Source organism: Streptomyces neyagawaensis, assembly GCF_023516595.1.
In the GTDB taxonomy this organism is placed as follows: domain Bacteria; phylum Actinomycetota; class Actinomycetes; order Streptomycetales; family Streptomycetaceae; genus Streptomyces; species Streptomyces neyagawaensis.
The window spans coordinates 19218-41710 of the sequence record NZ_JAMGBG010000041.1; the positions used below are offsets into that span (position 1 = coordinate 19218).

18 protein-coding genes are annotated in these 22493 nt (G+C 72.5%); 8 read left to right on the forward strand and 10 right to left on the reverse strand.

Going from position 1 to position 22493, the window contains the following annotated elements; translation table 11 throughout:
* Nucleotides 1-11: 11 nt before the first annotated feature.
* On the reverse strand, nt 12-1991 hold the full coding sequence (locus M8J73_RS18810) for a hypothetical protein (protein WP_157873353.1): 1980 nt from the start codon (nt 1989-1991) through the stop codon (nt 12-14).
* A 330-nt stretch (nt 1992-2321) separates the two neighbouring features.
* On the opposite strand from M8J73_RS18810, the gene M8J73_RS18815 reads away from it, so the two are divergent.
* Entirely contained in the window at nt 2322-4754 is a 2433-nt protein-coding gene (locus tag M8J73_RS18815; protein WP_283946783.1) for a non-reducing end alpha-L-arabinofuranosidase family hydrolase, read from the forward strand.
* Nucleotides 4755-4913: 159 nt separating this feature from the next.
* Here M8J73_RS18815 and M8J73_RS18820 read toward each other — a convergent pair whose 3' ends face one another.
* Nucleotides 4914-5921 (reverse strand): zinc-dependent alcohol dehydrogenase, encoded by a 1008-nt coding sequence (locus M8J73_RS18820; RefSeq protein WP_249828834.1) that lies wholly within the window; start codon nt 5919-5921, stop codon nt 4914-4916.
* Nucleotides 5922-6195: 274 nt separating this feature from the next.
* Complete coding sequence (gene shiA / locus M8J73_RS18825; RefSeq protein ID WP_055538802.1) at nt 6196-7557, reverse strand: shikimate transporter; 1362 nt, start codon at nt 7555-7557, stop codon at nt 6196-6198.
* Nucleotides 7558-7822: 265 nt separating this feature from the next.
* Here shiA and M8J73_RS18830 point away from each other — a divergent pair, with 265 nt between their 5' ends.
* Nucleotides 7823-8626: an IclR family transcriptional regulator gene (locus tag M8J73_RS18830; protein ID WP_055538801.1), complete on the forward strand. Its 804-nt coding sequence runs from the start codon at nt 7823-7825 to the stop codon at nt 8624-8626.
* A 116-nt stretch (nt 8627-8742) separates the two neighbouring features.
* On the opposite strand, the gene argG is transcribed toward M8J73_RS18830, so the two are convergent.
* Both argG and M8J73_RS18840 read right to left on the reverse strand, forming a co-directional pair.
* Nucleotides 8743-10197 (reverse strand): argininosuccinate synthase, encoded by a 1455-nt coding sequence (gene argG, locus M8J73_RS18835; RefSeq protein ID WP_055538800.1) that lies wholly within the window; start codon nt 10195-10197, stop codon nt 8743-8745.
* 141 nt (nt 10198-10338) lie between these two features.
* On the reverse strand, nt 10339-10722 hold the full coding sequence (locus M8J73_RS18840; RefSeq protein WP_055717768.1) for a winged helix-turn-helix transcriptional regulator: 384 nt from the start codon (nt 10720-10722) through the stop codon (nt 10339-10341).
* 122 nt (nt 10723-10844) lie between these two features.
* Between M8J73_RS18840 and M8J73_RS18845 the strand changes: the two genes are divergently transcribed.
* Both M8J73_RS18845 and M8J73_RS18850 read left to right on the forward strand, forming a co-directional pair.
* Nucleotides 10845-11252 (forward strand): RidA family protein, encoded by a 408-nt coding sequence (locus M8J73_RS18845; protein WP_249828835.1) that lies wholly within the window; start codon nt 10845-10847, stop codon nt 11250-11252.
* Between the two features lie 25 nt (nt 11253-11277).
* Nucleotides 11278-12144, forward strand: a complete 867-nt coding sequence (locus M8J73_RS18850) for a YqjF family protein (RefSeq protein WP_249828836.1) — start codon at nt 11278-11280, stop codon at nt 12142-12144.
* A 105-nt stretch (nt 12145-12249) separates the two neighbouring features.
* Here the strand turns inward: M8J73_RS18850 and M8J73_RS18855 are convergent, their stop codons facing one another.
* Entirely contained in the window at nt 12250-13962 is a 1713-nt protein-coding gene (locus M8J73_RS18855; RefSeq protein ID WP_249828837.1) for a lysyl oxidase family protein, read from the reverse strand.
* Nucleotides 13963-14480: 518 nt separating this feature from the next.
* Here M8J73_RS18855 and M8J73_RS18860 point away from each other — a divergent pair.
* A complete protein-coding gene (locus M8J73_RS18860) occupies nt 14481-15500 on the forward strand; it encodes an SCO2400 family protein (protein ID WP_055542938.1) in 1020 nt (339 codons plus the stop codon).
* Between the two features lie 170 nt (nt 15501-15670).
* Here M8J73_RS18860 and M8J73_RS18865 read toward each other — a convergent pair whose 3' ends face one another.
* Complete coding sequence (locus M8J73_RS18865; RefSeq protein WP_055542939.1) at nt 15671-16147, reverse strand: MarR family winged helix-turn-helix transcriptional regulator; 477 nt, start codon at nt 16145-16147, stop codon at nt 15671-15673.
* A gap of 158 nt (nt 16148-16305) precedes the next feature.
* Between M8J73_RS18865 and M8J73_RS18870 the strand changes: the two genes are divergently transcribed.
* Nucleotides 16306-17601: a cytochrome P450 gene (locus tag M8J73_RS18870; protein ID WP_055542940.1), complete on the forward strand. Its 1296-nt coding sequence runs from the start codon at nt 16306-16308 to the stop codon at nt 17599-17601.
* 37 nt (nt 17602-17638) lie between these two features.
* A complete protein-coding gene (locus M8J73_RS18875; protein WP_055542941.1) occupies nt 17639-17848 on the forward strand; it encodes a ferredoxin in 210 nt (69 codons plus the stop codon).
* A 4-nt stretch (nt 17849-17852) separates the two neighbouring features.
* Here M8J73_RS18875 and M8J73_RS18880 read toward each other — a convergent pair whose 3' ends face one another.
* Entirely contained in the window at nt 17853-18662 is an 810-nt protein-coding gene (locus tag M8J73_RS18880) for a TetR/AcrR family transcriptional regulator (protein WP_249828838.1), read from the reverse strand.
* A 172-nt stretch (nt 18663-18834) separates the two neighbouring features.
* Nucleotides 18835-21150, reverse strand: a complete 2316-nt coding sequence (locus tag M8J73_RS18885) for a TerD family protein (protein ID WP_249828839.1) — start codon at nt 21148-21150, stop codon at nt 18835-18837.
* A 275-nt stretch (nt 21151-21425) separates the two neighbouring features.
* Here M8J73_RS18885 and M8J73_RS18890 point away from each other — a divergent pair, with 275 nt between their 5' ends.
* Nucleotides 21426-21773 carry a hypothetical protein gene (locus tag M8J73_RS18890; protein WP_055541277.1) on the forward strand — a complete coding sequence of 116 codons (348 nt, stop codon included), beginning with the start codon at nt 21426-21428 and terminating at the stop codon, nt 21771-21773.
* A gap of 31 nt (nt 21774-21804) precedes the next feature.
* On the opposite strand, the gene M8J73_RS18895 is transcribed toward M8J73_RS18890, so the two are convergent.
* Nucleotides 21805-22404, reverse strand: a complete 600-nt coding sequence (locus M8J73_RS18895; RefSeq protein ID WP_055541283.1) for a hypothetical protein — start codon at nt 22402-22404, stop codon at nt 21805-21807.
* Nucleotides 22405-22493: the final 89 nt, after the last annotated feature.

The window sequence follows — 22493 nt, forward strand, 5'->3', positions numbered from 1 at the left end:
GTCGCGCGGGTTCAGCGCACGACGACCCCGGCGGTCGTGGCGGACCCGTTGGTCCAGCCGTACCGCTTGGCCGTCACCTTCACCGTGATCTTGTGGCCCCTGTCTGCCTTGACCAGGACGTACGTCGACTTCGTGGCGCCCGTGATGGTCGCGCCGTCACGCTTCCAGGAGTACGTGTAGGTGGTGGCGGCCGGTGACCAGGTGCCGTGGGCGGCGGTGAGCTTGTAGCCGACCTTGGCGGTGCCGGTGACGGCGGGTGCCGTGGCGGCCTTCAGGGCGGGGCCGACGGCGACGGTGACGGCCGGGGACGTGGAGGTGGCGGACCCGGCGCCGTTGCTGACCTTGGCGCGGCAGGACACCTGGTGCTTGTAGTCGGCGGAGGTCAGGGTGCGGGACTTGCCGGTGGCGCCGGTGATGGCCGTGCCGTCCCGGAGCCAGGACCAGGCGACGGTGGTGTTGTAGCCGGTCCAGGCGGCGCCGCAGGTGACCTTGGAGCCGGTGCGGGCGGTGCCGCTGACGGCGGCCTTGGCGGTGACCTTCGGCTTGGTCAGCAGGGTCTGGGACTGGGCGGACAGCTGGGAGGTGAAGTCGCCGGGGGAGATGTCGACCGCCTTGCGGAAGACGACGGTGGCCCTGCCGTCGGGGCCCGCGGTGACCTCGCCGGAGAGGGCGTTCGCGTCGGGGACCGCGGGGACGGGCGCGCTGTTGAGGGCGGTCGCCGCGCTCCAGGTGCCGCCGGCCGGGCGGACGGCCCACTCCAGGTAGTTGTCGTTGCCGTTGTCGATGCTCGGCGTCTGCGGCCAGACGACCTGGACGGTGCCGTCGGCCCCTATGGACGCGGAGACGTCCCACTTCACATAGCCGGTGGACAGCGTCTTCGGCGCCGACCATGTGCCGGTGCTGGCGGTCCGGGTGACGGTCCGTACGACGGGGGTTCCGGCCGTGGAACTCCAACCGGCCCACACATAGGTGAGGTCACCGTTGGGTGCGGTGAGCGGCTCGCTCTCGTCGCTGGGGTCGATGGCGGCGACCGCGGTCTGCGGAGCGCCCCACCCACCGGACACAGAGGTCCGCGTGGTGGACTTGAGGGCGGTGGTTCCACCGGCGTCGGCCCGCCACAACACGGTGGTGGCGCCCTTGGCGTCCATCGTGACGCGCACGGTGCCGCCCGTGCCGGCGGTGCCGGGCAGCGGGGCGGCGGCGCTCCAGGCGCCGCCCGCCGAGGCGCGGGTGGCGGTGTGGACGGTGTGGGCGTCCTCGCCCTCCTCGGGGACCTGGTCGTAGACGTCCCAGACGGCGGTGGCCTCGCCGTCGGGGGCGACGGCGAGGGCGAGGTCGTAGACGGACCCGGTGGTGATGTGGGCCAGCGGCTTCGCGGTGGACCAGGTGGTGGCGCCGGGGGCGCGGGTGGCGGTCATGACGTCGTAGTCGGCGAAGTCGCCGTGGGCCCACACGGCGGTGAGGGTGCCGTCGGCCGCGGCGGCGAGCCGGGGCAGCCCCAGGTACACGCCGGTGGTCGTCGCGATCGGCGCGGGTGCGGACCACGTGGCCTGGGCGGGGCTCCAGGTGGCGGCCAGCGCGGTCGGGTCGCCGTCCGCGCCGCCCCCGTCCAGCCAGGTCACCACGGCCTGCCCGGTGGACGTCACCGTCAGCTCGACGAGGGAGCCCTTGGACCGGCCCGTGGCCAGCGTGTGCGGGGCGCCCCAGGTGCTGCCGCCTGCCGCCTTCACCGCGACCTCGAAGTCCCAGGTGCTTGCGCCGGCGGCGCGGTTCCGCCACAACGCGAACGCCGTGCCGTCACCGGCCGTCCGGACGGCGATCAGCGACTGCTGCCCGTCCGACCCGGTCAGCGCGGCGGCACTGCTCCAGGGCCCGGCCACCCCGGTGTACGCGGCGGCGCTCGCCGTGCCCCCGGCCCCCAGCGTCATCGCGACGACCGCCGCGACGACCGCCGTACCGACGGCCCCCGGCCTCCACACCCTCACTGCCACGACGGCTCCTGTTCTGCGGGCACGCTCGTGTGCCCGGTACGCGTACGCGAACTCGGCGTGGGGGGAGCCCGACCCGGGCGCGGGTGCGCGAAAAACGATGGGGATGCGCTGCCCTGCCGCAGGTCACGGCAGGGATGACGCTACATGTCGTCCCGTCGGCCAAGTCCCCGGGGTGATCCCCGAAGCGGTCAAGGTTCCGTATCCCGCCGCCCGGCACGGGGCCCCGGCTCGACGAAAAACCTCCCCGGGCTCGGCAACCTTTTGTGTCCGCGGCGTCGACTGGCGGATGTCCCGGGGCCGAGGCCCCCACCGCGCCAGAAGGACGATCCGTTGCCAGATCAGCACCGTTCCCATCGCCGCCGCCCGGCGACCCGCCACGTGCTCGCCGCCGCCCTGGTCCTCGCCACCGCGGGTGCCGCCGTCCCGCTGGTCGCCCAAGCCGCCCGCACGCCGGAGCCCTCCAAGCCGACCGTGCTCGCCGAGGGTGCGGCGGCGAACGGCCGCTACTTCGGTACGGCGGTGGCCGCGGACAGGCTCGGCGACGCGACGTACTCCGCCCTCCTCGACCGGGAATTCGACATGGTCACCCCGGAGAACGAGATGAAGTGGGACGCCGTCGAACCCTCCCGCGGGTCGTTCGACTTCGCCCGCGCCGACCGGATCGTCAGCCACGCCATCGCGCACGGTCAGCGCCTGCGCGGCCACACCCTGGTGTGGCATTCCCAACTGCCCGGCTGGGTCGGCGGCATCCGCGACGCCGCCACCCTGCGCGCGGTGATGAACAACCACATCACCACCACGATGAGCCACTTCAAGGGCAGGATCTACGCCTGGGACGTCGTCAACGAGGCCTTCGCCGACGGCGGCAGCGGCGGGCACCGCGGCTCCGTGTTCCAGGACGTGCTGGGCGACGGCTTCATCGAGGATGCCTTCCGCACCGCGCGGAAGGCCGACCCCGCGGCCAAGCTCTGCTACAACGACTACAACATCGAGAACTGGTCCGACGCCAAGACCCAGGGCGTCTACCGGATGGTCAAGGACTTCAAGTCCCGCGGTGTCCCCATCGACTGCGTCGGCTTCCAGAGCCACTTCGGCGCCGGCGGCCCGCCGACGAACTTCCGGACCACCCTGTCCGAGTTCGCGGCGCTCGGCGTGGACGTCCAGATCACCGAACTGGACATCGCCCAGGCGCCCGCCACCGCGTACACCGACACCGTCAAGGCATGCCTGGCCGTGGACCGCTGCAAGGGCATCACGGTCTGGGGCATCCGCGACAGCGACTCCTGGCGCACCGGTGAGAACGCGCTGCTGTTCGACGGCGGCGGCAAGAAGAAGCCCGCGTACAGCGCGGTGCTCAAGGCCCTGGGCGGCGGCAGCGGCGGGAGCACACCGAGCGGGGGCATCACCTCCGGCGCCGTCTACACGCTCTCCGACGTCGCCGCCAAACGGGTTCTCGACAAGCCCGCCGGGAAGAACGGCAACGCGACCCCGCTGCGGATCTGGGACGCCCGCGGCACCTCCCACCAGCAGTGGCGCGCCGACCGGAACCCGGACGGCTCGTACACCCTGACCAACATCGCCAGCGGCCGGGTCCTGGACGAGCCGGGCGACCGGACCGGCAACGGGACGAGGACGCAGCTCTGGGACGCCAACGGCGGTGCCAACCAGCACTGGCGGGCGCGCCGGAACAGCGACGGCTCGTACACCCTGACCAACGTCGCCAGCGGCCGCGTACTGGAAACCCCCCGCGGCCGGACCGCCAACGGGACCCCCGTGCGGATCTGGGACTCCAACGGAGGCGCCCACCAGCACTGGAAGTTCAGCCCGGCCTCGACCAAGGGCGGCACCTGCGCCCTTCCGTCGACCTACCGGTGGACCTCGACGGGTCCGCTGGCGCAGCCGTCCAACGGCTGGGTCGCGCTGAAGGACTTCACCACCGTGACGTACCAGGGCAAGCACCTCGTCTACGGGACGACCGCTTCGGCGTCGGGATGGGGCTCGATGGCGTTCGCCCCCTTCACCAACTGGTCCGACATGGGCTCGGCCGCCCAGAAGGGCATGAGCCAGGGCGCGGTGGCGCCCAAGCTGTTCTACTTCGCGCCCAAGAAGACCTGGGTACTGGTCTCCAACGGGTGGGGCACCGCCTGGACCTTCACCTACCGCACGTCCAGCGACCCCACCGACCCGAGCGGCTGGTCCGCGCCGAAGCCGCTGTTCACCGGCAGCCTCCCCGCCGGCTCCGAGGGCGGCCCGATCGACCCGACCGTGATCGCCGACAGCAAGAACATGTACCTGTTCTTCGCCGACGACAACGGCGGCATCTACCGGTCGACGATCCCGCTCGGGAACTTCCCCGGCAGCTTCGGCTCGTCGTACACCAAGATCATGAGCGACACGAAGGCCAGGCTGTTCGAGGCGCCGGAGGTCTACAAGGTCAAGGGCCGGAACCAGTACCTGATGATCGTCGAGGCCATGGGGGCGGGCGGACGCTACTTCCGCTCCTTCACCGCCTCCAGCCTGAGCGGCACCTGGACCCCGCAGGCCGACAGCGAGAGCAGCCCCTTCGCGGGCAAGGCCAACAGCGGTGCCACCTGGACCAACGACATCAGCCACGGTGACCTGGTCCGCGACAACCCCGACCAGACCATGACCGTCGACCCCTGCGATCTGCGGTTCCTCTACCAGGGCAGGAACCCGGCGTCGGACGGCACCGACTACCCGAAGCTGCCGTACCGGCCGGGCGTCCTCACCCTGCGGCGCTGACCCGCCCGGCCCACGGTGATCCCCCGGCCGTGACCCACCGCCCCGAGAACCCCAGCCGCGCGTCGGCCGGGGTTCTCCCTTCTCCGGGGCCCGAGCCCGCGACCCGCCGGGGCCGCCCCGCGATTCTCCGGCGCCGCGCCACGGGATCAGTGCCGGCCGTCATCGGCTCGCGTCGGCGGTCGGGGTCAGGCTGATCCATGTCTTCCCCGCGCGTTCGGTCGCGCCCGAGAAGGCCTCCTGGGCCTGTTCCAGGGGGAAGCCGGAGTCGATGACGAGGCCGGGGCGGGCCTCGGGGAGTTCGGTGAGGGCGGTGGTGAAATCGCCGGGGTGGTCGTAGATCATCGAGCCGCGCAGGACGAGCTGTCGGCGGACCACGTCGTCGACGGTGAGCGGCAGCCGTTCCGCGGACAGACCGATGAGGACGACGGTGGCGCCGGGCGCGCACCGGTCCACGGCGGGGCGCAGGGCGGGCGCGTGCCCGGACGTCTCGAAGACCAGGGTGAAGCCGGTACGGCCGTCGTCGCGCATCGCGCCCAGCCCTTCGGCGCGCGCCAGGCGGAGGGGGTGGGGTTCGGTGACGACGGGGCGGATGCCGAGACGGGACAGGATGCGGCACACCAGCAGTCCCTGCGCACCGGCGCCGACGACCAGGCAGCGGTCGTCGGCGGTGACCCCGCTGCGGCGGACGGCGGCCCTCGCCACCGCGTAGGGCTCGGCGGCGGCCAGGTCGGCGCCGGTCAGGCCCCCGGCCGGAGCGGGGGACAGGGCGGGGGCCGGGTGGGCGAACCGCGCGGGCAGCGCGACGCGTTCGGCGAGGACACCGGGGGCGTCCAGGCCGACGATCGTGCGGTGCGGGCAGGCCGAGGTCAGCCCGGTCAGGCAGTCGGCGCACCGCAGGCAGGCGTAGTTGGGCTCGATGACGACGCGCCCGCCCACCGCCCGGTCCCGGACCCGTTCGCCCGCGGCGACAACGCGCCCGAATCCCTCGTGGCCCGGCACCCACGGCAGCGCGGGCGGCACGCGCCCGCCCCGGAACACGGAGATGTCGGAACCGCACAGCCCGACGCCCTCGATCTCGACGACGACGTCGTCCGGCCCGCAGTGCGGCTCCGGCCGGTCGTCGACGATCTCGATCCGACCGGGCGCCACGAGGACAGCTGCTTTCACCAGAACTCCCAGGACTCACAGACTCACAGGGCTCAGAGGGCTCAGAGGGCTCAGAGGCACACAGGGCTTCGAGGGCTCAGAGGCTCACAGGGCTTCGAGCCTTCCGGCCACCCCGGCCGCCGGACGCCCGGACCGCCGAGGCGGGCCCCTGAGGGACCCACGCCTCGACCAGCCGGTGATCCATTTGACGGGCTGAATGATCCGCCCTGCGGTCCACAGAGGGCTGTTCGGCCCTCTGGACCGTCACGTCAGACCATCACGTCAGACAGCCGCCTCAGACCGTCGCCCCCGTCGCGGCCCCCGCCTCCGGCTCCCGTGCGGCCCGCACCTCCGCGGCCCCGGCCCGGTCGTCGCCGCCCAGCGTCAGCGCGACCAGGAAGGAGATCGCGCAGCCGAGGGCGAGGTACGCGGCGACGAGGCCCCAGCCGCCGCCGGCCCAGATCACCAGGGAGCCGGCGATGAGCGGGGTGAAGCCGCCGCCGATGGCGCTGGCGAGCTGGTAGCCGACACCGGCGCCGCTGTAGCGGTACTCGGGGCCGAACATCTCGGTGAACAGGGACTGTTGCACGGAGACGGCCATGTCGTGGGCGACGTTCACGAGCAGCACCGCGCAGACGATGATCGGCACCAGTGAGCCGGACTCCATGGCCCAGAAGTACGGCACCGCGCTCGCCACCCCGACGAGGGCGCCCCCGCAGTAGATCCGGCGGCGGCCGAAGCGGTCGGCGAGGTAGGCGAAGGCCGGGATGGTGATGATCGCCAGACCGCCGACGGCGAGGTTGACGTCGAGCAGGCTGTTCCGGTCGAGGCCCAGTTGGTCGGTGCCGTAGGCGAGCCCGAAGGTGGTCACGCCGTAGAACGTGAAGAGTTCGACGAACCGCAGGCCGATGATGGCGAAGAAGCCCTTCGGGTTGGACTTCACGGCGGCGACCAGCGGCACGCGCGGCTTGGTGCGCGCGCCCTTGGCGGCGACCTCCTTGGTGAAGACCTCCGACTCCTCGACCTTCGCCCGGATGACCAGGCCGACGATCACCAGCACCGCGCTGACCAGGAACGGGATCCGCCAGCCCCAGGCACGGAAGGCCGCGTCGGACGTCGTGCCGGAGATGACCTTGGTGATCAGGGTGGCGAGCAGCAGACCCACGGAGGCGCCGACCTGGACGCCGCTGCTGTAGAGGGAACGCCACTTGGCCGGGGCGTTCTCCACCGCCATCAGCGCGGCCCCGCCCCACTCGCCGCCGACCGCGAAGCCCTGCGTGGCCCGCAGCACCACCAGCAGCGCGGGCGCCCAGAGCCCGGCCTGCGCGTAGGTGGGCAGGACACCGATGAGGGTGCTGGCCACGCCCATGATCAGCATGGTCAGGACGAGCATCCGCTTGCGGCCGAGCCGGTCTCCGAAGTGCCCGAAGACGATGCCGCCGAGCGGCCGGAAGAGGAAGCCGACACCGAAGGTCGCCCAGGCGGCGAGGGTGCCGACGGCGGGCGAGGCGCCCGGGAAGAACAGATCGCCGAAGAGGAGACCGGCGACGATGCCGTAGAGGAAGAAGTCGTACCAGTCGACGACGGCCCCCATGAAGCTGGCGACCGCCGCTCGTCTGGCGACTCCGGCCCTGGCGGGGCTCTGGGTACTGCTCATCTCACACACTCCGTTGGATGCTGCGACGACGGGCGAGCGCTCAGGACCGGGCTCCCCTAGGTCCATTCAGTGGACCGATCGGACCGAGCAGCGGAAACATACGATGCGGGATGACGGCCATCAAGAGGTGCGGCACAATTCGTGTGGGTCCGTGGTTCACACGGTCCGCAGAGCGGACTACCGTGCACGGAGTACGGACGAACAAGGCGCCCGCGGAGCGAGCGGGACGCGCGACGGGGACGGTACGGGGCGGGGAGGAAGCCGCGTGGACGACAGGAGCCCGGGGACCGACGGGGACCGGGAGCAGCCCGGCGCCGGCAGCGGAGGTGTCCGCAGTGTGCGCCGCGCGCTGGACATCCTCAACCTGCTGGGCGAGGACCGTCCGGTCGTCACCCTGCGGGAGATCATCGACGCCACGGGACTCGCCAAGACGACCGTGCTGCGGCTGGTGCAGACCCTGGAGGAGAGCGGCCTGCTGTGGTCGCACCCCCTCGGCTACACCGCGGGCCCCGGTCTGTGGCGCTGGGCCTATCTGGCCCGCAGCCAGTGGGAGGTGCCCCGTGAGACCCGCAAGGTCATGCGTGACCTCGCCGACCGCCTGGGCGAGACGGTGAACATCTTCGTCGCCCGCGACACCCACCGCGTCTGCGTCGCCCACGAGGAGAGCCCGCACCCCCTGCGGCACGTGGTCGACGTCGGCGACGAGCAGCCCCTGTGGGCAGGCGCCTCCTCCAAGATCCTGCTGCGCGGCGCCTCCGACACCCTGCTGCGCCGGGTCGCCGCCGCCTCCCCGCACGGCGAGTCCTACGCCGAGCGGCTCCGTGCCCGCGCCGAGGAGGCCGCCCAGAGGGGCTACGCCGTCAGCAGCAGCGAATGGGACGAGGGCCTGACCGCCGTGGCCGTCCCGGTCACGGGCCGCTCCGGCGGTGTCATCGCCTCCCTCTCGGTCAGCGGCCCGAGCCACCGCTTCCCGTACGAGGCCGTGGAGCACTTCGCCACCGACCTGGCGGACGCCGCGTCCCTCATCTCCGCGCAGGGCTTCAGCCACCCGCTGAGCCCCACCCGCTGAACCGGACTCACCGAACCTCGGCCGCTGAACGACGGCCGCTGAACGACGTGAGGGGCCGGGCCGACGCGGTGGGCGTCGGCCCGGCCCCTCACGGTCCGGTCCTCTTCGGCGCTCGGTCAGTCCGTGCCGAACTCCATGGCGGCGCGGTCCAGCAGCTCGTCGTCGTCGGAGCCGGTGAACTCGCCGCGCGCGGCGATGGCCTCGGCGCCGCCCTCGGGCATGGTGCCGATCAGCCCGGTCGCGGCGGCCTGCGCGGCACCGATCGCGGCGGAGCCGCCCGTGCCGATCAGACCCATCGCGGCGTACTGCTCCAGCTTGGCGCGGGAGTCGGCGATGTCGAGGTTGCGCATGGTGAGCTGGCCGATCCGGTCGACCGGGCCGAACGCGGCGTCCTCGGTGCGCTCCATGGAGAGCTTGTCCGGGTGGTAGCTGAACGCCGGGCCGGTGGTGTCGAGGACCGAGTAGTCCTCGCCGCGCCGCAGCCGCAAGGTGACCTGACCGGTGACGGCGGCGCCGACCCAGCGCTGGAGCGACTCCCGGATCATCAGGGCCTGCGGGTCCAGCCAGCGGCCCTCGTACATCAGCCGGCCGAGGCGACGGCCCTCGTTGTGGTACTGGGCGAGGGTGTCCTCGTTGTGGATGGCGTTGACGAGGCGCTCGTACGCGGCGTGCAGGAGGGCCATGCCCGGGGCCTCGTAGATGCCGCGGCTCTTGGCCTCGATGATGCGGTTCTCGATCTGGTCGGACATGCCGAGGCCGTGGCGGCCGCCGATGGCGTTGGCCTCCATCACCAGGTCGACGGCCGAGGCGAACTCCTTGCCGTTGACGCTGACCGGGCGGCCCTGGTCGAAGCCGATCGTCACGTCCTCGGTGGCGATCTCGACCTCGGGGTCCCAGAACCGGACGCCCATGATGGGCTCCACGGTCTCGATGCCGGTGTCCAGGTGCTCCAGGGTCTTCGCCTCGTGGGTGGCACCCCAGATGTTGGCGTCGGTGGAGTACGCCTTCTCGGCGCTGTCCCGGTACGGCAGGCCGTGCGCGACCAGCCACTCGGACATCTCCTTGCGGCCGCCGAGCTCGGTGACGAAGTCCGCGTCCAGCCAGGGCTTGTAGATCCGCAGGTGCGGGTTGGCGAGCAGACCGTAGCGGTAGAACCGCTCGATGTCGTTGCCCTTGAAGGTCGAGCCGTCGCCCCAGATCTGGACGTCGTCCTCCAGCATCGCCCGCACCAGGAGCGTGCCGGTGACGGCACGGCCCAGCGGCGTGGTGTTGAAGTAGGCCCGTCCACCGGAGCGGATGTGGAACGCGCCGCAGGTCAGCGCGGCCAGGCCCTCCTCCACGAGCGCGGCCCGGCAGTCGACCAGGCGCGCGATCTCGGCACCGTAGGTCTTCGCGCGGCCGGGCACCGAGGCGATGTCGGGCTCGTCGTACTGACCGATGTCAGCGGTGTAGGTGCACGGGACGGCGCCCTTGTCGCGCATCCACGCGACCGCGACCGAGGTGTCGAGCCCGCCCGAGAAGGCGATGCCGACGCGCTCGCCGGCCGGAAGGGAGGTGAGGACCTTGGACATAGGAAGAGTATGCACCCCCATGCATGATCATGCAAAGCCCGGTCCGGGTGATACAGCTCCCACCCGACCGCCCCGACGCACCGCCCCTGCGCACCACCCCGGCACCACCCGGACGACCACCCCCCTCCCGGCCTCGCCCCCTCAGGCGTCGAAGCGGCTCCGGGACGCCTCGATGTCGCCGAGGTACCGGTGGGTCCAGTCGCACATCGCGTCGACCGTCGCCCGTAGGGCCCGCCCCGGCTCGGTGAGCGTGTACTCGACGCGCGGCGGCACCGTGGGGTGCACCTCCCGGTCGACCAGGCCGTTGCGCTCCAGCATCCGCAGGTTCTGGGTGAGCATCTTGTGGCTCACACCCTCGACGTCGTCGCGCAGCTCGCTGAAGCGGCGGGTGCGCTCGCCGAGTGCCTCGATGATCAGCAGCGCCCACTTGTTGGCGATGTCCGCGAAGATCTCGCGGGCCAGCGAGTCCGCGCGCCGCAGATCCGCGGCCTCCTCGGGCGTGCCCTCGTACTGCTTGGTCACCATCAGGTTCCCCAGTCACCGAAAAGTGCGTTCTTCCTTGTCAGCGGCCACTCTCCTACGGTTTCCCAGTAACCACAAGAGAGCACGAGAGCACGTGCGCCCTGCCCGCAGGAGGAGAAGACAGCATGGCCATCACCCTGGTGAACCCCGCCGGACTGCCCGAGACCGGTGTCTACCACCACGTCTCCGTCGCCTCCGGCTCCCGCCTCGTCCACCTCGCCGGACAGGTCGCCTGGGACGCCGACGGCGTCACCGTCGGCGAGGGCGACCTCGCCGCGCAGGTCGAGCAGTGCTACCTCAACATCGCCACCGCCCTGGCCGGTGCCGGAGCCACGTTCGACGACGTCGCGAAGCTGACCGTCCACGTCGTGGACTGGACCCCGGACAAGATGCCCCTGCTCCTCGACGGCATCGCCCGCGCCGCCGCCCGTCTCGGCACGACCCCGGCCCCGCCCGCCACGCTGCTGGGCGTCGCGGCCCTGGACGTACCGGAGCACCTGGTGGAGATCGAGGCGGTCGCGGTCCTGGGCTGACCGGCGCGTCGCCGATACTGGCCCCATGGCGTCGCCAGAACCGTTCCGGGCCCCGGCGGCCCCCGTGCCGCCGGCCCCGATCACGGCCGACGCGCCGGGGGCGATCCCGCGTCCGCTGCTCACCCAGTCCTGGCTCGACCTGACGTTCCTGCACTGGGCCGCCGACCCGGCCGACGTCGCGGGCCTGCTGCCGCCGGGGACCGTGCCCGACACCCTCGACGGGGTGACGTACGTCGGGCTGGTCGCCTTCCGGATGCACAAGGTCGGCTGGCTGCGCCTTCCCGGTGTGCCCTACCTCGGCTCGTTCCCCGAGACCAATGTGCGGCTGTACTCGGTCGACGCGCACGGACGGCGCGGCGTCGTCTTCCGCTCCCTCGACGCCTCCCGGCTGCTTCCGGTCGTGGTGGGCCGGATCGGCTTCCGGATGCCGTACCTGTGGTCCCGCATGACGATCGACACGACGGCGTACGGCGTCCAGGGCGTCGCCGGCGACGACTCCAGAACCGGCGCCCGACCCGGCGGCCCCGGCACCCTGCGGGGCGGTGTCTCCGTCACCTACACCAGCCGTCGGCGGTGGCCGGGCCCGCGGGGAGCGCACAGCCGTATCACCGTGCGGGTCGGTGAGCGCGTCGACGAGCCGACGGGGCTGGAGCACTTCCTGACCGCCCGCTGGGGGATGCACGGCGCCTTCTTCGGCCGGCCGATGTACCTGCCCAACGCCCACCCCCGCTGGCCGCTGCACCGCGCCGAACTGGTCGAGTGCGAGGAGGACCTGGTCGTCGCGGCGGGCCTGCCCGCCCCCACCGGCCCGCCGGTGAGCGTCCTGTACTCGCCCGGCGTCCCCGCCCGCTTCGGCCGCCCGGCCCGCCCGGCGGGCATCCCCACCCCCTGACGAACGCGGGCGCCTCCCCCACGCATGACGCACCCCCGGGTCCGGGACCCGGGGGTGCGTCGTCGTGCGATGTGCGTCGTTGTGCGATGACCGTGCGGCCGCCGGTTACGGGGCGTCGATCAGGTGGTGCGGGGGCACCTTCACCGTGCGGGCGCCGGGCTTGCCGCCGAGGACCACCTTGCGGAGGGCGACGTTGTTCTTGGTGTCGCTCTCCTTGAGACGGTTCTCCGGGTTGGCGATGACCTTGATGTAGTACGTGCCGTTCGGCAGGTCGGTGATGTCGAACGACTGGCCGGGACGCTCCTGGGTGTAGGTGTCGCCGGAGCCGACGTCGAGGACCTCACGCACGGAGATGGCCTCCTGCGAACCGCACGCGGAGCCCAGGTCGGTGTTCTCCGGGTGCCAGTTGGCGCCCTTCACCGTGTAGTCGATGGCGTCGGTGTTGGCCAGGCAGAACGCCTCCTTGCCGGAGCGCACCTCCTTCGTCTGGTCCGCGCTGAGCAGGCGGTAGCTGGCGAAGTCGGTGAAGTGCCAGTGCTCGTGGCCCTCACGCGGGTCCCACTCCATGGTGCCGGCGGGGGAGTAGCCGACCTGCTTGCCCTTGGTGTCGTAGAAGTACTGGTACGAGTCCATCAGGTCGGCACCCGGCTTGCGGAAGCCGTCCACGACGAGGGGCGCGGGGCCCGCGTTCCACACGTTGGCGCTGAAGGCGAGGTAGTCCTTGCCGGGGACGTCGCCGTCCTCACCGTCGGTGATGGCGATGCCCCAGGCCGGCAGCGAACGCAGGTCGGGCTTGGGCACGTTGGCCGGGGCGCCGGCCTTGCCGGTGGGCCGCTTCGCGGCCGGCTTCAGCGCGGGCGCGATGCGCGAGCCGTCGGTGTGGCCGGGGCCGTCACCCAGGTGCTTGGCCAGGCCGCGGTCCTCCAGCGCGTGGGGGAGGGCGGGCGGCATCGGGACGTCCTCGCCGCGCGGGCCGAAGCCGTGCAGCGGCGGCTGGGACGGGTCGACGGGGGCGGCGTCGTGACCACCGTGGCCGCCGTGACCGCCGTGACCGGCGGCGTGGTGGGAGGAGGACTTGGCGCCCACACCGACGCCGCCCTCACCGCCCTCGTCGTACTGCACCACCGTCACCTTGACGGTGGGACGGTCGTTCGACATGCCGAAGAGTTCGCGGTACTTCTTCGCGACGCCCACTTCCGCGGTGTACTCACCCGCGGGGATGTCCACCGTGTCGTCGTAGCGGTACTGGGTGGTGTTGACCGCCCAGCCCTTCTCCACACCCCACACCGAGCCCAGCGTCCACGGGTTCCGCGAGCAGCTCTGCGGGTAGTGCGAGGTCGACGGGGCGTCCGGGCGGATACGGCCGGAGGCGTTGTTCGGGCAGAAGTCGCTGGCCGTCTTGAGCACCTGCTGACCCGCGGCGTTCTTGAGCGAGATCTCCAGGAAGCCGGGCAGCCCGCCGTGATCGGTGATCAGACCCTTGGGCAGGGTCCGCGTCGTGGTCTTCTTGCCGTCGCGGAGGATCTGCTGGGCGACGATGGGGTCCTTGTAGGACTTCCGCGTCACCTTGAACTCCAGGGGCGCGCCGTCGACCGTGACGTACGTCCCCAGCTCCAGGATGGTGCCGCCCTCCGGGTACCGGTAGGTCGTCACGGACTTCGAGGCGGCGATCAGCTTGAGCTTCGGGGTGCCGGCCTTGGCCGCGGGCGCCGCGCCCGCGCCGGGGGCGGCCCCCGCCACGGTGGCGACTACGGCGAGCGTGGCCAGGGCGGCGAGCCCGGGACGCCTCAGACGGCTGCGGTGTTCTTGACTGGTCATCGGTTCCTCGTCTGCGAGTGCCATGGTCAGTGGCATCGGACTGGACAACCCACGGACGACCGGCCGCCGATGGTGCTGACGCTCCCCCGAACGCCCTCGGCGCCCACCGGTCTGTGAGCACCCTGTGAGACAGGTGAAAGCCGTGCGGGGGTTGCCTGTTGAAGAGGAAATCAAGAAAAGAGAGTCCGGAGACGCCCGCCGAGCGGGAGGGTGACGCCCGGACACGCGGGCCGGGACGGCCGGACATGCGGACCGTGACGCCTGAACTCGCGGACCGTAACGGCCGACAAGGCGGACCGTGACGCGCGAAAACGCGGACGGTGACGCCCAAACACCGGGCCGTACACCGGTGCGAAGTCCCCGGAGAATCCCCGCAGGAGCATCACACAGTGTGCACACAGCTCTGAGAATGCCTCGTTAGCGTTGCTGATCCTCGATCCGCTCGATCCCACGTGCGAACGACGTGACCGGGCCGCTGGCCCGTCGGGTCGACGGCATGCCGACACAGGAAGACCTCCATGGACTACTGCTCCTCATGTCGCCGACATCTCAACGGCGCCCTCGTCTGCCCCGGCTGCGGCGCGTACGCGCCGGACATAGCCCCCTCGGCGCCCGGTACGACGACCGCCATGGCCGTCGCACCGACGGTGCCGTCGGCGACCTGGGAGTACGCGGCGTCGGGCACCGAGGAGACCTGGCACGACGGCGGACGGCCGGAGCTGGAGCTGGAGCCCGCGGCGGGACCCTCGACGGAGCTGGTCCCGGCCGGTGTCGCACGCGCCGAGAGTGCCGATGACATCGAGGACGTCCACGGTGTCGAGGATGTGCAGGGCGTGCCGGTCACGCCGCGGGGGCGGGCGGCACGGCGGCGGCAGATGGCCCGCTGGAAGAAGAACCAGCGCCGGGCCGTGGTCGCGACCGCGGTGGCGCTGGTCGGCGGCGGTCTGACCGTGATGGGCATGGACCGGCAGTCCACCGACCGGACGCAGGCGGCCACCGCCCCGGACGCCGAGGGCCTGGGCGCCGTCGAGGAACAGGGTTCGCAGAGCGGCCAGACCCCGGACACGCGCCCCGACGAGACCCGGCGCTCCCCGGACACTTCGCGGGGCCACGCACGAGGCGGCTCCTCGTACGACGGGACCGGCGCGCAGCAGCGGAACACCGGCGGCGACACGGGCAACGGCAGCTCACCGCGCACGGCCACGGCGCCCCCGTCGGGCCAGCGGGCGCAGACGGGCTCCTCGTCGCACGGCGGGTCGAGCGCGGACGGCTCCACCGACACCCCGGCGGGCGGGGCGACCACGCCCCCGGCCACCGACGACTCCACGGGTTCCGGCGCCGGTTCGGGCGCGGACACGGGAACGGGCGCGGGCTCCGGATCAGGTTCGGGGAACGGCTCCGGTACGGAGACGGGGACCGGCTCGGACGCGGGCACGGGCACGGGTACGGGCTCGTCCGGCGGTTCGGGCTCCTCGGACTCGGACGCGACCTCACCGTCGGGCCTGTGCCTGCTCGGCGGAATCGTGTGCGTCAGCTGACAGCACCCTTGTGACTCGGCAGACCGGCGGCCGGCCCTCGCACCGAGGACCGGCCGCCGGTGTGTCCGTAGGTCCGCCAGCAGGTCCGTGCGTCGGCCCGTCCTCGGGACCGCAGTCGTCGGGACCGCAGCGGCCGTAGCCTTCGGGGCCCCGGCCGGCCGACGACGGCGTCAGCGGTCGCCGGCCATCGGGCGTGGCCAGGAACGTCCGCTGACGCGTTCGACGTCGGTGTTGAACTGCCGCAGGTCGGCGATGAATCGCTCGCGCCGCTCGGCGGGCCAGTCGGCGATGACCCCGCTGATGCCGTCGACGAACACCTCGCGCTGCTCGGCGAGGCGCGCCAGCCCCTCGTCGGTGATCCGGAACTTGCGGGCCACTCCCCCGTCGGGGTCGAGGGTCCGCTCCACCAGACCGTCGCGCAGCAGGGCCGAGGTCTGCCGGGTGAACGTGGACGGGGCGAAGCCGAACGCGTCCACGAAGTCCGGGATGGACATGGGCCCCTGGGCCTCCAGTCTGCTGAGCAGGACGTAGGCGCTGCGGTCCAGGGCACCGCCGCCGCGGACGCCTCGGGGTGTCGACGTCTCGCGGTTGCGCGTGAGGATCAGCAGCTCCCGCTCGATGCGCTCCCCCGCCTCACGGGCATCCACACCGGTCTCCTTCTGCCTGCCTGGCCTCCATGGCCCCTCACCCTACGTCGAAATTGCGCCATGCAGAGTGAGTGCATGATGCACCATTGATGCATCATGCACAGCGCGAGTAGCGTGCGTTGCGATCTCCACTCCGCCCCACACGAGGAGACGTCGCGATGAGCAAGGTCGAGACGGGCGAGAACGCCCACCGGGACGACGAACGCACAGGGCACGACGCGCAAGGGCCGCACGGGGAGGTCGTACGGCTGCCGATGGTGAGCCCGGGGCCGCTGGAGCCGCCCGGCGCGTGGGAGCGGCTGCGGGAGCGGTGCCCGGTGGCGACGGTCGAGTTGCCGAGCGGTGACCGGGCGACGTTCCTGAGCCGGTACGCCGATGTGCGGGCGATGCTGTCCGACCCCCGGTTCGCGCGGCCGGCCGCCGGGGACGACAGCGCGCGGCTCTCGGCCGACGGGGCGGGCGGTGTCGCGGCCGACGCCGACCCGGAGTACGAGCTGGCCATCCCGGAGAACGGCGCACCCCATCAGCGCTGGCGGCGCCAGGTGGGCCGGTACTTCACCGCGAAGCGGATGGCCGCGCTGCGCCCCGGGATGACGAGGGTCGCCGAGTCGCTTCTGGACGAGATGGTGGAGCGGGGACAGCCCGCCGACCTGAAGGCGGCACTGGGGTTCCCGCTGCCCGTGTACGTCATCTGCGAACTGCTCGGCGCTCCGGCCGAGGAGCGGGACCGCTTCTCGCACTGGTCGGACGCGTTCCTGAACGTCAGCCGTTTCACGCAGGAGGAGACACGGGCGGCGTTCGGCGAGTTCGCCGCGTACATGCGTGACCTGGTCGCCGCCAAGCGGGCCGAGCCGGGCGAGGACCTGCTCAGCATGCTGATCGTGGAGGGCGCGGCCCTGCCGGAGGAGGAGCGGCTGACGGACGCCGAACTGCTCGCCACCGGCATGGGGTTGCTGGTCGCGGGCCACGAGACCACGGCGAACATGATCGGCAAGATGGTGGCGCTGCTGCTGTCGGACCGCGACCGCTGGGAGCGGCTGCTCCGGGACCCGTCGCTGATCCGTACGGCGGTGGAGGAGGTGCTGCGCTTCGACGCGAACCTGGGTGGCTTCGGCATCCGGCGGTATCTGAGCGAGGACCTCGACCTCGACGGGAAGGTGCTGCCGCGCGGCACCACCGTGTGCTGCGGGATGTCCTCCGCCAACCGTGACGAACGGGTCTTCACCGACGCCGACGAGATGGACCTCGCCCGCAGCCCCAACCCGCACCTCACCTTCGGGGCGGGGCCGCATTCCTGCCTGGGCCAGGCGCTCGCCCGCACCGAGCTGCACGTGGTCCTGGAGGTCCTGCTGCGCAGGCTCCCCACACTCGAACTGGCGGTACCCACAGGGGAGTTGCGCAAGGTGGAGGGCCTGCTGGTGGGCGGTCTCCGCGAAGTCCCGGTCCGCTGGTGAGCCCGCGCACGCACGCCCAGGCGAGGAGGCGACACCCTTGAAGGTCCACATCGACGAAACCAGGTGCTGCGGCGCCGGCCAGTGCGTCCTGCTCGCCCCCGAGGTCTTCGACCAGCGCGACGAGGACGGCATCGTCGTACTCCTCACCCCGGAACCGGCCCCGCCCCACCACCCGGCCGTCCGGGAGGCGGCGGCGGTCTGCCCGACCTCGGCGATCACAGTGGACGAGGACGGGGGCGGCGCCTGACGGGCTACGCCTTGGGCGCCCGATGAGGCCCCAGTTCCTCCAGTACGGCACCGAGTTGGGCGGCCGTGAGGGCCTCCCCCGGCAGGCCGGGGGCCGCAGCCACCGGGGCGCCCGGAGAAGCGGACGACGGCGGTGAGGCGGACGACGGCGAGGCGGCGGACGACGGCGAGGCGGCGGACGACGGCGAGGCAGGCGACGGCGGTGAAGCGGGAGTGGGCGGGGCGGTCGGGGGCGGCCGGAGGCTGTCGAGGAACAGGGCCAGGGGGCGCTGCCAGGCATCGGCGCCGGTCACCGCCGTGAGCGCGGGGACGGCGCGGCCGAGGACGGCGAGCCCGAAGAGGACGTCCTCGACGGTCACGTCGCCCCGGACGGCGCCCTCGGCGCGGCCGCGCGCCAGCAGCACCTCCATCGTCTCCCGGTTGTGGGCGTGCACGGCGTCCAGCACCTCGACGCCCTCGACCCGCGTGGTCATGAGGTCGTTGGTGCCCCGGTCGGCGGCCAGCGTCGCGAACACCGCCCGCAGATAGGTGTGCAGCCCCTGCCAGGCGTCCCCGGCCGCCCGCGCCCGCTCACCGGCGTCCATCGTGCCGGTGAGCCGGTCCCGGAAGACGGCGTCGACGAGCGCGGCCCGGGTGGGGAAGTGCCGGTACAGCGTCGCGTTGCCCACCCCGGCCCGCCGCGCGATCACATCCCACGGCGCGTCCAGCCCCCACTCGGCGTACACCTCACGGGCCGCCGCGACGAGCAACTCCCGGTTCCGCCGGGCATCGCGCCGCCGCCCCGCAGTCCCGTCCCCCACACCGCCGCCGCCCATCACACCCTCCGCCCACCCGACCGACCCGACTGGCCCGAGCAACCCGGCCGGCCGACCTGACGGACCCGACCGGGGACCACTCCCCGGCGCCGCCGCGCGCGATGCTACCTCCGCCGGGGCGACGGCCCCGTTCCCGTGGGGCCGCGCGGCGGCCCGGTCGCCCGGGTGGGGCTCAGCCGACGGCGACCCGTTCGGCGGTCGGGGCCCGGCGGGCGGCCGGGCGGTCGAGGTGGACGACGACCGTGCCGTAGAAGCGGTGCACGGCGTCGTCGACGCTGCGGATGAATCCGGACTCGGCGTTGCCGCGGGTGCTGCCCATGCCCTTGAAGAGGGACAGACGGAAGCCGGTGATCTGAGCGCCGTTCGCCGGGAGCATGTCCCCGGGTTCGGGACGGAGCCGTTCCAGTGTGCCCCGCGGTCCGCCCGTCCCCCCGTCGACGAGCGTCTCGACGTGCAGATCGGCCGGCGCCTCCGCCAGCTTCCTCACGAGCCGTTTCGCCCAGTTGAGCGGGTAGCCCTGCTCGGGGGCCGGGATCTCGATGGAGGTGCGCAGCTTGCCCGTACGCAGATCGGCGCTGAGCGCGAGGATGCCCGGAGTGCCCTCGATGCGCAGCTCCGCCTCGAGCCTTCCCTCCCGGCACAGCTGGTCGGCCATCTCCGCGCGGCGGACCTCCGGGTCGGTGCCCCGCCGGGCACGCCGTACGGGCAGCACCTTCTGGCCGAGTTCACCGCCGAGCCCCAGACAGACCTGGCGGATGAGCCGCTCCCAGCTCTCCACGACCTCCAGGGCGCGGGGGTCGCCCTGGCAGAGCGTCTCGTCGTCGATCCCGTTGCGGACGGGCACCCAGGCGGCGCCCATGTTCTGGAAGCCGTGGCAGCCGGAGTTCTCGTGCTGGAGGTAGTGCAGGAGTTCCTGGAGCAGCCAGGCGTGCGCGCTGTTGCCGACGCCCTCGTGCCGGATCAGCATCTGCGCCTGGTGGGCCACCTCGGCCCACGACAGATGTCGCAGCGCCACCTTGTGCTTGCGCCGCCTGTCGATCTTCACGTCGACGAGGGGGCTGCCCTCCAGCGCGACATCGTTCGACAGGGTGATCACGGCCTCGTAGCCGCGCCGGGCGGCGATGTCCATGTACGCCTGCACCTGCTCGGTCCTGAGCGCGTTGCCGTTGGTCTTGGTCTCCACGAGGGCCGTCCACAGCTTCCCGGCGCGTTCGACGCGGATGACACCGTCCGGGCGGCGGGGTGTCTCCCCGTGCGGCAGGGAGACCTCGGTGAACGTCTCCATCCTGCCCGCCGGGGCGCCGAAGGCGGCGGTGAGGCGCCTGCCGAACTCCGGCACCTGCGCCATCACGGACAGCAGCACGGACGTGGCGCGCGCCTCGCGGTCCCGGTCGCTCTTGAGCGCCGACACCGGGAACAGCCGCGCCTCCCGCCACGACTCGTTCTCCGCGAGGGACTTCTTCACCGCCTTCGGCAGCGTCACCTTCTTCTTGGCGGTACGGGGGCGGGCCGACGGCTTCCTCCCGCCCGCGTCCTCCTCCGGCTGCCGGGGCGCCGGCACCGCGGGCAGCGTCCCCGCCTGCGCACCGGCTCGGACCCCGCCCGACTCCAGCGACTGCCCGGGCACCAGGGCACCCGGGGCTTCAGGGCGGGCGGGATCGGCTGGAGTGACGGGGCCGGCTGGGTCGGCCTGGGTGACGAGGCCGGGCGGGCCGGCGGGGGTGACGGCGCCGACCGGGGTGACAGAGCCGGCCAGGGGGCTCGGGGTCGCCTGCTCGACGGCCGTCGCCACGACCCCGGCACCCGCCGTCCCAACGGCCGCTTCCCCCGCGCCGTTCCCGGCGACGACGCCCCGGTCCTCGACCGTGGCCACACCGGGGTCCACGTCGGCCTCAACGTCGACATCGGCCTCGGCGTCGGCGTCGGCGTCGGCGTCGGACGCGTCGTCCTCGATGTCGACGCCGAAGTCCGTGGCGAGGCCCGCGAGTCCGCTGGCGTAGCCCTGGCCGACGGCCCGGAACTTCCACTCGCCCGCGCGCCGGTACAGCTCGCCGAAGATGACCGCGCTCACGGACCCGGCGTCGTCGATCGCGAACCGCAGCAGCCCTTCCCCGGAACCGTCGGCCAACACCACGCGCAGGTCGTCGAGTTCACCGAAGCGGGCGCCCTCGTACCGGCTCGCGGCGACGACGATCCGTTCGACGTCGTCCGGGATGGCCGTCAGATCGAAGACGATCTGGTCCTCGCTGCCCTCCTCGACGGGCTTCTTGCCGAGGAGCTGCACACTGCCGTCGGCCGCGACCGGGTTGTTGTAGAAGTAGAAGTCGCCGTCGCCGCGCACCTTCCCGTCGGCGCCCAGCAGCATCACCGAGACGTCCGCGTCGCCCTCGCCCGTGGAACTGGTCCAGCCGAGGCTCACACTCACCGCGTCGACGTCCTCGCTCAGCGCCGCCAGCCCCACGTTGGCGCCCTTGACCATCTCGTGCATGAAACCCCCCATCCGCTCACGCGGAACGCGCCGGGCCCCACCACCCGTCACGCACTCCGTGTGACATGTCACACATTCAGCGCAGGCGAAACTCTAGTGCGCCACGGGCCGACATACGGCGATCCGCCGGAAACCGCCCCCAGCGATCACCGTCCGGGCGGGCAGCCAGGCCACCCCGGTAGAACGCCCACTTGCGGTCCGGGGAGGCTGGGGGACGTGTCGGGCATCCCCCACAACTCCCAAGGGTCGACGAGGGGATCACCCCGATCGCGCAGGTGGCGGAGGCGTACACGGGGCCGGTGGCGGCGGTCTGGGAGTGGTACTGGCCGGCCCGGCTGTCGGTGGACCTCGATGTGAGCGACGCGTACGCCGACACCGACCTCGCCCGCTCCGGCCTGCGGTTACGGCACGCCGCCGGTCTCGATGTCCCGCTGTACGCCTTCCAGACCAGCGCCTACCGCGGCACCGTCCTCGGCGCGGCCCGGGTCGCCGCCGAGTCCCGCGTCCCGTACGCCGTCCACGAGACGGACGAGGGCATGAACCACCTCGACCCCCTGTCCGCCGCGACCGCGCACAACACGGCGACCCGCACCCTCGCGGAGTTCGTACGCGGGCTGCGGTGAGCGGCGGGGCCGCCCGTCGGGCAGCGCTGCCTCACGTGTAGACGATCGGGCAGCCGCGGCGGAGCGAGTGCTGTGCGGCGCGCAGGTACAGCGCCACGTAGAAGGCGGCGTCGAGGTCCGCGCTCCACGGCCCCGGCCGGGACGCGGCCAGCTCTCTCGCCGGTCCGTCCATGAACCACAGGGTCAGGTCGAGGTTGTCGCACATGGCCGGGGTCTCGGCCGGCAGGTCGACGGCCTCGGCCAGTCTCTCGGCGAGCGCGAGCATCTGCGGGGCGCCGGCGACGAGGGTCTCGTCCGTGTACCCGGAGCCGACGGGCAGCAGGATCGGCTCGTCGAGCGAGAACGGCACCAGCACCGACCAGCCGCAGAGGACCGCCACCTCCTCGGCCGAGAGGTGCGCCTCGCACAGCGCGACGAACCCGTCCATGGAGGGGATCAGCTTCTCCTCGAAGCGCTGGCCCGACCCGCGGACGAACTCCACGTCCTCCGGCACCGATTCATAGGCCGGCAGCCCCCGCCGGCCCAACTCCTCGTTCAGCGCCGAGGAGACGTGGACCCACCCGTCCTCCTCCTCGTCCCCGGACCCCTTGAACCAGTCCTTCGCGCCCACACTCACCAGATACACGCCCATGAGCGGAACGTACAGCGCGCCACTGACACCCCGGTCCGCCCGCTCCGGACGGAGGCGGCCGCCTGAGAGGATGCGCGGACGACCACTGG

Excerpts from the sequence above, each read along its gene's own strand:
- shiA (WP_055538802.1), bottom strand. The coding sequence starts at position 7,557 with ATGAGCAGTACCCAGAGCCCCGCCAGGGCCGGAGTCGCCAGACGAGCG.
- argG (WP_055538800.1), bottom strand. The coding sequence starts at position 10,197 with ATGTCCAAGGTCCTCACCTCCCTTCCGGCCGGCGAGCGCGTCGGCATC.
- M8J73_RS18840 (WP_055717768.1), bottom strand. The coding sequence starts at position 10,722 with ATGGTGACCAAGCAGTACGAGGGCACGCCCGAGGAGGCCGCGGATCTG.
- M8J73_RS18845 (WP_249828835.1), top strand. The coding sequence starts at position 10,845 with ATGGCCATCACCCTGGTGAACCCCGCCGGACTGCCCGAGACCGGTGTC.
- M8J73_RS18850 (WP_249828836.1), top strand. The coding sequence starts at position 11,278 with ATGGCGTCGCCAGAACCGTTCCGGGCCCCGGCGGCCCCCGTGCCGCCG.
- M8J73_RS18855 (WP_249828837.1), bottom strand. The coding sequence starts at position 13,962 with ATGACCAGTCAAGAACACCGCAGCCGTCTGAGGCGTCCCGGGCTCGCC.
- M8J73_RS18860 (WP_055542938.1), top strand. The coding sequence starts at position 14,481 with ATGGACTACTGCTCCTCATGTCGCCGACATCTCAACGGCGCCCTCGTC.
- M8J73_RS18870 (WP_055542940.1), top strand. The coding sequence starts at position 16,306 with ATGAGCAAGGTCGAGACGGGCGAGAACGCCCACCGGGACGACGAACGC.
- M8J73_RS18880 (WP_249828838.1), bottom strand. The coding sequence starts at position 18,662 with ATGGGCGGCGGCGGTGTGGGGGACGGGACTGCGGGGCGGCGGCGCGAT.
- M8J73_RS18885 (WP_249828839.1), bottom strand. The coding sequence starts at position 21,150 with ATGCACGAGATGGTCAAGGGCGCCAACGTGGGGCTGGCGGCGCTGAGC.
- M8J73_RS18895 (WP_055541283.1), bottom strand. The coding sequence starts at position 22,404 with ATGGGCGTGTATCTGGTGAGTGTGGGCGCGAAGGACTGGTTCAAGGGG.